This window comes from Kosmotoga sp. DU53 (assembly GCF_001639905.1).
In the GTDB taxonomy this organism is placed as follows: domain Bacteria; phylum Thermotogota; class Thermotogae; order Petrotogales; family Kosmotogaceae; genus Kosmotoga; species Kosmotoga olearia.
In genome coordinates, this window is sequence record NZ_JGCK01000057.1 from 1 (window position 1) to 6,453 (window position 6,453).

At 39.8% G+C, this 6,453-nt stretch carries 9 protein-coding genes; 5 read left to right on the top strand and 4 right to left on the bottom strand.

Annotated features, from left to right (window positions below):
• Nucleotides 1-363: 363 nt before the first annotated feature.
• Nucleotides 364-1,728, top strand: coding sequence for an ATP-binding protein (locus DU53_RS06975; RefSeq protein WP_063728253.1), 1,365 nt, complete (start codon nucleotides 364-366; stop codon nucleotides 1,726-1,728).
• Nucleotides 1,729-1,994: 266 nt separating this feature from the next.
• Here the strand turns inward: DU53_RS06975 and DU53_RS12515 are convergent, their stop codons facing one another.
• From DU53_RS12515 to DU53_RS06995, 4 genes are all read right to left on the bottom strand, one after another.
• Nucleotides 1,995-2,351, bottom strand: coding sequence for a four helix bundle protein (locus tag DU53_RS12515; RefSeq protein WP_015868665.1), 357 nt, complete (start codon nucleotides 2,349-2,351; stop codon nucleotides 1,995-1,997).
• Nucleotides 2,352-2,499: 148 nt separating this feature from the next.
• The gene (locus DU53_RS06985) at nucleotides 2,500-2,883 is read right to left on the bottom strand and encodes a DUF3368 domain-containing protein (RefSeq protein WP_063728255.1); all 384 of its coding nucleotides are present in this window, start codon (nucleotides 2,881-2,883) and stop codon (nucleotides 2,500-2,502) included.
• A 120-nt stretch (nucleotides 2,884-3,003) separates the two neighbouring features.
• Nucleotides 3,004-3,732, bottom strand: coding sequence for an ImmA/IrrE family metallo-endopeptidase (locus tag DU53_RS06990; RefSeq protein ID WP_015868667.1), 729 nt, complete (start codon nucleotides 3,730-3,732; stop codon nucleotides 3,004-3,006).
• Nucleotides 3,719-4,042 (bottom strand): helix-turn-helix domain-containing protein, encoded by a 324-nt coding sequence (locus DU53_RS06995; protein ID WP_015868668.1) that lies wholly within the window; start codon nucleotides 4,040-4,042, stop codon nucleotides 3,719-3,721. The genes DU53_RS06990 and DU53_RS06995 overlap by 14 nt, the downstream gene beginning before the upstream one ends.
• Before the next feature lie 95 nt (nucleotides 4,043-4,137).
• Between DU53_RS06995 and DU53_RS12315 the strand changes: the two genes are divergently transcribed.
• From DU53_RS12315 to istA, 4 genes are all read left to right on the top strand, one after another.
• Complete coding sequence (locus DU53_RS12315; protein WP_161484773.1) at nucleotides 4,138-4,359, top strand: hypothetical protein; 222 nt, start codon at nucleotides 4,138-4,140, stop codon at nucleotides 4,357-4,359.
• 286 nt (nucleotides 4,360-4,645) lie between these two features.
• Nucleotides 4,646-5,176: a hypothetical protein gene (locus DU53_RS07000; RefSeq protein ID WP_063728257.1), complete on the top strand. Its 531-nt coding sequence runs from the start codon at nucleotides 4,646-4,648 to the stop codon at nucleotides 5,174-5,176.
• Between the two features lie 349 nt (nucleotides 5,177-5,525).
• On the top strand, nucleotides 5,526-5,750 hold the full coding sequence (locus DU53_RS12860) for a hypothetical protein (RefSeq protein ID WP_063728259.1): 225 nt from the start codon (nucleotides 5,526-5,528) through the stop codon (nucleotides 5,748-5,750).
• 108 nt (nucleotides 5,751-5,858) lie between these two features.
• The coding region (gene istA, locus DU53_RS07010) for an IS21 family transposase (RefSeq protein WP_153020839.1) at nucleotides 5,859-6,453 on the top strand (595 nt) is incomplete at its 3' end.

A 6,453-nucleotide genomic window follows, 5' to 3' on the forward strand; every position in this document is an offset into this window, starting at 1 on the left:
ATACCGTAAGCCCGGCTACGCCGGGGGTAAGCACGMTGTSCGKCGTGGGTKAGCACGCTAGGCGTGGGTAAGCTTGGCTGCGCCAAGGGTAAGCCCAGCTGCGCTGGGGGTGCGAACCGCTTCGCGGTTGGTACGCACCTTCGGTGGAAAAAAAGAACCAGACTGGATGTTGGAGATTGGATTTTAGATAAAGATAGGGTCTAGGGTTTAGAAAAAGAGACGAACAACCTACAACCAACGACCTACAACGATGATGGGCACGTTATGCGTTGCGAGCTGGTGTTCGGGCTATACTTGACTTTGAATTGCAGAAAATAGTATACTGGACAGTAAGTTACGGGATAGTATACAAGGGGTGGGATTGTGAGATTTTACGACAGAGTCAAAGAAAGGGAGTTTTTTGAAAAAATAAAAACCACAAAGAAAAAGCAAATGATTGTAATTTTTGGGCGGAGAAGAATAGGGAAAACTACACTGTTGCGAAAGGTGCTTCCTGATGCTGCTTACTTTTTTGTCGATACGCGTTCTTCTGAAACCCTACTTGCAGATTTTTCAAGACAAGTTTTCAATGGTCTGTTTGAAAATTGGGAAAGCTTTTTTTGTTACCTCTTCAAGAACTATGAAACCGTTATCTTTGATGAATTTCAAAATTTCTTACGAGTTGATCGTTCGGGTTTTTCAAGTCTTCAAAAAGTCTGGGACGAACTGGATTCGAAAACAATGTTAATACTATGCGGCTCATATGTAGGAATGATGAAGAGAATCTTTTTCGACAGCAAGGAACCCCTTTTTGGTAGAAGCGATTATAAACTTCAACTGAAACCATTCGATTTTATTAGTGCTGCTGAGATGCTCTTGAATTTTGGTTACCCAATTGATGAAGTTATTACCTGGTATTCAATATTGGGTGGTGTTCCTAAATATCTGTGGTATCTCGATAAAAGAAGGCCTTTCAAAGAACTTCTGTACGAACTTTTCTTTGCCGAATTCGCTCCTTTCAGGGAAGAGGGCAAAAACCTGCTTGTAGGGGAGTTTGGCTCTGAACATCCGGGATACTTCGCTGTACTTGAAGCAATAGGAGATCTCGACAGGGAAGCAAAGGAAATCACTGATAGAACCAACATGAATAGAACCAAAGTGATGAAGTACATAAACGAACTGGTGAATTATTATGACATTATCGAGAAAGTGGATAATCGGTTGTCGAAGGCTCAGCGTGGGGCAAGATACAGAATAAAAGATAATTTCCTGAGTTTCTGGTTTAGATATATATATGCTCAACAGGCTGTTGTTGAGTTCAATCCGCAGGCGGCTTTTGAATATACTCTGGAAAATCAGCCGGCATCTACTGGAAGGGCTTTTGAGAAGATTATCTCTTCACTTATTCCGTTGTTTTACAATGAAGGGATAATACCTGTTATGCCCCACAAAGTGGGAAAGCACTGGGGAAAAGTACCGGGAGCAAAGGATAAAAGTTATGAAATAGATCTGGTTGGAGAAGATAAAGCCTCAATATTAGTTTTCGAATGCAAATGGACAAATAAACCAGTTACAAGAAAAACTGCAAATGATTTTCTGAAAAAATGTGACTATATAAAGGATAGTCGAAAGAGGATTCCGGTCATGATAAGCAAATCGGGTTTTGTCGGAAACATAGATGAGAAGATAGTAAAAATAGATCTTGACACAATAGAGAGGTTAGTTAAAAAGCATATAGGGGTTCGGTAAAGCTGATGGAGTGACGGCTGATAAAGCGATGCGAACCACTTCGTGGTTGTACCGGACTCATTCTGAGTTGACTTGAACTGCCTCATCGCGCTATATTGCAGCGGCTATGCTGAGCTAAAGTGAAGCTCAGGCTATGCGTGACTGATAAAACGATGCGAACCACTTCGTGGTTGTCTCGAACTCATTCTGAGTTGACTAGAACTGCTGCGCAGTTGTCCCGATCGACTTCGTCGATGACGCATTTTTTAAAAAAGAGAAGAAGTTAATTAATTCGCGTGCTTTAAATACTTTATGAGAGCTGATAATCTGTGTTCTAGAGTCTCACACATTTTGATTATCAAACGAAAGTCTTCTTGACTGAGATAACCGATTTTGTTTGATAGGATGCATTGGGTTTGGAGTTCGTATAATGAGCCTTTGGCTATGTTGAGGAATCTTACGAAATCTTTAGCTGAATCTCTGCCCTTTCCTTCTACTATGTTAGATGGTATTGATACTGCAGCTCTTCTTATTTGGTCTGTTATACCAAAGATTTCTGTTTTTGGGAATTTATCTGTGATTTTATATACTGTTTCAGCTAGATCCATTGCTGATTTCCAGACTTCGAGTTTTTCGATGTCCATGAGTTGTCCTCTTTTTTTGGGTTTCGAGATTAGTATAACATTTTGTTGATGCGACGCTTGCGAGGCTGTCGGCTAATGGAGCGATGTTTGCAGAGGTAGTAAGAGCAAAAAAGTGCGTATAGGGTCTGGGGTATGGATTCGGTTGCTTTTATTTTTTGAGCTTTATATTCTTTAGCACAGCAGAAACTGTGATATTTTCATTTAACCAAAACCCTTTTTGTTTCATTTTAGCAAGGTACAATTCTGCACAACTTTCGGTTATAAGATTTTTAATCACTCCAAGAGCTAGTATATATACACTTCCGTGGACCTCAATTCCAAAATCTTTACAGTATTTTCTGGCGAGTTTATCGTCGGTGAGGATTGTGGAATTTACATACTTTATTGCGGCCAGATAAATACAGGAAATCTCTCCGTCGTGGAGTCCTCTATATGAGCTGGCATAAAAAGATCTTTTGAAAAGCTCAAAATTACTACTTTCGATCTCTTGGAGAGGGAAAGGAAGGGAAACCTCTGAATGCCTTTTCGTCATATAAAATTCATCCCTGACAAAACTAGGCACAATCACGTTATTTTCCAGGATCTTAGAAAGCAAATCTATGTTTTGTATAGTAAAAAAAGTTACTAAGAACTGTATTGTCTAGTATAAACATTAATCTCTTCCTTTAAGGTTATCAAGAACTTCATAACCGTCATGACCTATTTCCTCCATCATTTTCAGGAATTTTCCGGTACTGATTTTTCCTTTCTGTAAGGCTTCATATGCGAGTAGTATGTAGCTAGTGCTTGACCAGTATATTTCATTATTACTTTCATAAAGTTCCGGGCTGAGATCGAGAAGTCGCGCTGCTTTTACAGGGGAAGCATTAAGAAGATCTTCTGGAATCTTCTTAATATGTAAGATCTGAGCTAATCTTATAACAGCGGCTTGAAAACTTACCCTGAAAAAGGCAGAAACTTTCATCGCTGTTATAAGATCTAGTTTTTTTGAATTATTATCTTCTACAAATTTTATTACTTCATCGTGAGGCATAAGAAAGCATGAGGCAAAATAATCAGCCTCTTTCTCTTTTTCTTTGTTGATTGGGGTAATTCCATCGATATGATTTTTGATGTTATGAAGTTGAAAATGGGCAAGTTCATGGCAAAGTGTGAAGTTTTGTCTACCAAGTGTATGAGACGAATTGATCACAATGACTTTCACATTGTGATCTTGTAAGGCGGCCCCAGAAAATGAATCATTTCCAAAGGGATAATAAAAAAGGAAATAGCCCTTTCTTTCAAGAACCTTTCTCAATTCTTTTTCATTAACCGCTCCACCTTGAAATCCAAGTTCAGAACGGAGAGTATTTGCGGCTGCTTCTGTTTTAGACATCCTCATCGAGAATCTCCTTTAAAAAGATAATATCTTGCATTACTTTGCTTATTTTGTCTAATACTTGTTTAGCATTTTCATCCAGTTTCTCTGCATCACGAAAAACAAATGCTAATTCTCTCTTTCTTGGCTGAATGCCCATAAGATTTTCGGGTGAAGTGTGGTATAGTTTAGCCATTTTAAACAGTAATATTGGATCAATCTTTCGTTTTCCATTCTCAAGTCGTGAAAGAATGGTTCTATCAATATTTAATAACCTTGCAGCTTCTTGTTGGGAAAGTCCAGCACGTTTACGAAATTCTTTTAATTTCATCATGTTCCTCACCTCTTTTTCTTCTAATTGATATATTAACACATTTAATCCGAAAATATGGTTAATAGTTGTGACAATATAGCACATAAATTTTAAACATGGGTGACTGGAAAAGCAGCTACGCTACTGAAGTGCTGAGCTGCGCTCAGGAGGCTCACGACGTTGACGCTTGCAACACTGTAAAAGCGGAAGAGCGAGACTGGATGCTGGAGAATAGAGAAAACACGAGGTTCTCGAATAAGAACCTGGTTGATCGTTTTGATGACTGGAGCAACTATGTTGCTGATGAAGGAATCATCTTGATTTTTTTAATGAAATAACCTTTCTTGTGGCCTGGTTTTTTAGTTAACAGCGTCCTGAGAACATGAATTTTCAGAAAAATGTGTCTTGCCGACCAGTTAATTTCAGGAATATATGTAAATGTTTTGTTGTTTTGAGGGTGATGATAGTATTGTACTTTAGTATTAGTCGTTTGTACTAAAGGTGCGATTGATTTATACATGTTCTGTGAATTTAACATTAAAGTGTGCATGAAATACGCTTTATAGTTCTCTTTTTCGCACTAAATTGGTATAATTTAATGAGAATAAAAAAGGAGGTGGAGATATGAAAAAGGTCGGTTTGTTGGTGGTAATCCTTAGCCTGGTTAGCTTTATTTTCGCTGGGGATCTCTTCTTAGGAGTAGGAGCAGATTTATATGGGGTTACTGTCTCTCTTGATGACTTCGAATTAGATGAGCTTGAAGTTGATTTTGAGGACTTTTCAGGTGCTAGCGTATTTGCTCAAGTGGATTTGTCAATATTTACTGCGCAGTTTCTCCTTGGTCGTTACGATAACAGTACCGGGGAATTTTACCAGTACGCTAATCCCAAGGCAGCTCTCGGTATAAACCTTAAACTCCCAATCTGGATTTTCTATCTGAGAGGACAGGTTGTTTCTCCATTGTCAATGCTTGAAAATCTCGCTAAGGGTTTCATCAATTACACTGATTTGTACCTCATCACAAGGCTTGGTGTTGGTGCTAGGCTTTCTAACTTCTTTGCTGAAGTAGGAATGAGTGCGGGCTCTTATGTAGCTTATTTAAATACGTTCAATCCTTTCGATGTGCCCTACGTGCTTATTGGTGTTGCATTCTAAGATCGGTTTAAATAACGGGACGCCCCTGAGGGGGCGTTTTTTATTGATGTTGACGCTTGATAATACGACGCTTGCGAGGCCGTCAGCTGGTGGAGCGACGCTCGAAGACAGAGGCTTGCGGACGCTGATAAAAGCCGAGAATCCGAGAGGGCCGCTGTGCGGCAGATACGAATCCCTTCGGGATTGATCCGAACTCTTTCAGAGTTGTCACGAACTCCTTCGGAGTTGACCCGAACTGCTGCTCGGTTGGAGCGACCGGCTACGTCGGTGATATGCGCCTGCGGCGGGAAGAGCAAAAAGTGAAATTGGATGTTGGAGACTGGATTAGGGATTTGGCTGGCATGTTATTTTGTATAGTTATGTGGTATTTGTTTTTGCGAGAAGAGTTTCTTTGGAATTCTCTGGAATCATAGTTTATAATCCTTATAGTGTGATGGATTTATTGAAAGAGGGTGGATTTTTAATGGTTGAAAAGGAATTTGATATTCAGGGTGAGGTATTGGATCGTTATTCTAACTTTGTACATATATCTTCTGTGTATGGCAAAATAAAAATACAGCAAGTGGCAGGATAATAATCCAGCAGTAAGGAAAAGAAAAAGATCATTGCCAGCATCCGGAAAATCCATTACCCTTTAATTGCACAACAAACAGTTAAAGGGGGTTAGAAAGGAGTGCTGACAATGATCCAGGTACATCATATCAAATATTTGCGAGAATTTGAAGGGAAATCATTGAGGAGCATAGCCAATGAGACGGGGCATGATTTCAGAACGGTAAAGAAATACGACGAAATGGACGATTTGAACGAGTATGTTCAACGTAGAAAGAAGACCTCCAAGCTCGATCCGTACAAGCCCAAAATAGATGAATGGCTGGAAGAAGATAAAAAGGTAAAGGCAAAACAACGTCATACTGCTAGAAGGATTTACAAGAGACTATGTGAGGAATATCCGAATTTTCCGCTCAGCGAACGTACGGTAAGAGCATATGTGAGAAAGAAAAAGAAGGAGCTGTATTCCAACGAAGGTTATTTACCTCTTGACCATCCTGGTGGCGAAGCTCAAGCAGATTTTGGACAGGCTGAGTTCATTGAAAAGGGTAAGGGAACGACGCTGCATTATCTGAATCTTTCTTTTCCATACAGCAACGGGGGATACTTTCAACTGTTTAGAGGGGAAAACCTTGAATGTTTGCTCGAGGGGCTGAAGAACATATTCGAACATATTGGAAAGGTACCCCGGCGTATATGGTTCGACAACCTATCTCCCGTGGTGA